The sequence below is a fragment of the Caldicoprobacter sp. genome, from assembly GCF_047459465.1.
GTDB lineage: Bacteria > Bacillota > Clostridia > Caldicoprobacterales > Caldicoprobacteraceae > Caldicoprobacter.
Genome location: NZ_VSCO01000199.1, coordinates 1 through 2,633 on the forward strand (window position 1 = coordinate 1; position 2,633 = coordinate 2,633).

General features: G+C 52.7%; 3 protein-coding genes. All 3 read right to left on the bottom strand.

What is annotated here, in order from left to right; all coding sequences use genetic code 11:
* Positions 1 to 137: 137 nt before the first annotated feature.
* The gene (locus FWJ59_RS09255; RefSeq protein ID WP_414481649.1) at positions 138 to 515 is read right to left on the bottom strand and encodes a DUF1667 domain-containing protein; all 378 of its coding nucleotides are present in this window, start codon (positions 513 to 515) and stop codon (positions 138 to 140) included.
* Positions 512 to 1,786: an NAD(P)/FAD-dependent oxidoreductase gene (locus tag FWJ59_RS09260; protein WP_414481650.1), complete on the bottom strand. Its 1,275-nt coding sequence runs from the start codon at positions 1,784 to 1,786 to the stop codon at positions 512 to 514. Before FWJ59_RS09260 ends, FWJ59_RS09255 begins: the two co-directional genes overlap by 4 nt.
* On the bottom strand, positions 1,780 to 2,633 hold an 854-nt coding region (locus tag FWJ59_RS09265), incomplete at its 5' end, for an NAD(P)/FAD-dependent oxidoreductase (protein WP_414481651.1). The genes FWJ59_RS09265 and FWJ59_RS09260, both read right to left, overlap by 7 nt.

Here is a 2,633-nt window from a genome sequence, read left to right on the forward strand (position 1 = left end):
GGGTATTCCCTTACAACCCTTTGCTTGTCCTGTATACCGAATATTCCGATGAAGATCATCTTTTATTCCCTCCTGAAAACCCGGTATCTATTATCCTTAATTATAACATATTAAACCGTTAATGATGTGAATCATGTCTATACTAAATCAACCTTTCGAGTGGCGATCAGGTTGGCGCCTGTACCCGCTATATCGTGAAGCAACACATCGCCTATGTTTACGGGAGCTCTTACCTTAAGCCCTTTGATCTGCTTCAAAGCTTCCATTATTTTTTCCCTTGGAATGCTCCTGTCTGTCTTGGCAGACACCAGCCTATAGTTTCCTCTTTCCACCCACACCGAGGTGGTAAGGGTGCGCAAGGGGCAGTTCATCTCCTGAACAGCGTAGGCTTTACCTCGGCTGCATCCGTTGCCCTTTACCTCCCACTTGCCGTCTCCGCTGGGTTCAACCTGCATTCTGCAACCCCGGGGACACAGTATGCATATCAGTTCCATGGCCGCTTTACCTCCCTTCATCCGAGGCTTCTCCATCTCAGTACCAGGTCGTCGCCAGGCCTTATGCCGGACAAGGCCTGTCTTTTTATTTTAAACCGCTCCATCTGCCCCGGAACTATGCGCAAGAACCTCTTGGAAGCCAGCAACCGCGAGCCATGCAACAATTCCACTACACCGTTATCATATATATTGTCCGACCTGAAAAACAGCTCTACATCCTCTTCTCCCGAAATCCTCTGGGGGACAACGTAGCGTATCCCGTATCCTGTCTCTATTTTAACCCGCCCATCCACATGCTGGCCGTACTGAGAGGCCAGGCCGTTCAAGTAGCGCCATATGCCGTAGCCTGCAATCTCAGCCTCTTCGCTCACATAATCCACCAGGTCGTGAACGTGGAGGACATTGCCGCAGGCAAAGATGCCCGGCACGCTGGTCTGCCGGTACTCGTCCACAACCGGCCCTCCCGTCACAGGGTCAAGCTGTACGTTGGCCTTCTGGCTGAGCTCGTTCTCGGGTATCAAGCCTACCGATAAGAGCAGGGTATCGCAGGGTACGTATTCTTCGGTGCCTGGAATGGGCCGTCGCTCATCGTCTATCTGTGCAACCCTCACCCCTTCTATCCTTTGACTACCATGGATTTTCACCACGGTGCACCTAAATCTTATGGGAATGCCGTAATCCTCCAGACACTGCCTTATATTCCTGGGAAGCCCGGTGGAATAGGGCATGATCTCGCATACCATCTTGACGTTGGCACCTTCCCAGGTAAGCCTCCTGGCCATTATAAGGCCGATATCCCCCGATCCCAGGATAACAACCTCCCGCCCTGGCATATACCCATCTATGTTCATGAGCCTTTGGGCCATGCCTGCCGTATAAACCCCCGCCGGTCGCCCTCCAGGAATCATGAGGGCACCCCTGGTCCTTTCCCTGCACCCCATCGCGAGTATCACTGCCCTGGCTTGTATCTGTATCGCCCCATGCTTGGGATTTACGGCATAGACCCTTTTGTCCTCGTCAATGTCCACCACCATGGTGTCCAGAAGATAAGGGATTTGCGCCTCTTCAACCATGTCGATAAACCTTTGGGCGTACTCAGGGCCGGTAAGCTCCTCGCCAAACCGATGAAGCCCGAAGCCACTATGGATGCATTGCTGAAGAATTCCTCCCAAATGAGAATCCCTCTCGAGTATGATGATGTCCCGTATGCCGCGTTTATGGCAGGATAAAGCGGCTGCCAAACCGGCTGGTCCCCCTCCTATGACCACTACATCGGCTTTCATGCTCAGCATCTTGCATTCTCCCCTAAAAAGTCCTTGATCTTCCCCATCACAATCCTCGAACCCTCTCCTTTTTTGGTTATCTGCTCCATCGGGATGCCCAGCTCCCTTTCCATTATCTCCATGATCCGAGGGATACAAAAGCCGCCCTGGCAACGCCCCATCCCCGTTCTGGTCCTTCGCTTTACGGCATCTACGGTAAGGGCAGGAAGACTTCTGTGAAGGGCTTGCACTATCTCTCCCTCGGTCACCATCTCGCACCTGCATATTATACGTCCAAACCTGGGGTCCTTTCTTATGAGCTCCTCCCTGGTATGCCAGTCGGCATGGCTGAAACGGCTTATCCCCTTGCGATAGGGATTGAAATCGCTCCTGATTTCAAGCTGGCGGCCGTCCTTCCGCATGATGCCGTTTAAAATATCCGCTACGTATTTACCTATCGCCGGTGCGGCCGAAAGCCCAGGTGAGCAAATCCCTGCCACCTGAATGAATCCTTCCGCTTTGTGAGATGGGCGGATTATGAAGTCCTCCCCATCGGCTATGGCCCTTAATCCCGCAAACTCGGTTATGACGTCGGTCCTGGGCAGAGAAGGCACCGATTCCAGCGCCTTTTGATATACGAAACTCAGGCCATCTGCAGTGGTGTCAACATCATCCCGTTGGTCTACATCCACGGCATTAGGTCCTATGAGCAGGTTGCCGTCCACTGTGGGGGTGACCAGCACACCCTTGCCCAGCTTTGACGGCGGTTGAAATATGGTGCTGGTGACTAAGCTCCCCCATTTTTTGTCGTACAGGCAATATTCTCCCTTGCGCGGGTGTATGCGGAATGAATCATCGCCTATCATCTGGCTTATCA

Bases quoted from the DNA above. Each gene is read 5' to 3' on its own strand.
- FWJ59_RS09255 (WP_414481649.1), bottom strand. From the start codon at position 515: ATGAAGGGAGGTAAAGCGGCCATGGAACTGATATGCATACTGTGTCCC.
- FWJ59_RS09260 (WP_414481650.1), bottom strand. From the start codon at position 1,786: ATGCTGAGCATGAAAGCCGATGTAGTGGTCATAGGAGGGGGACCAGCC.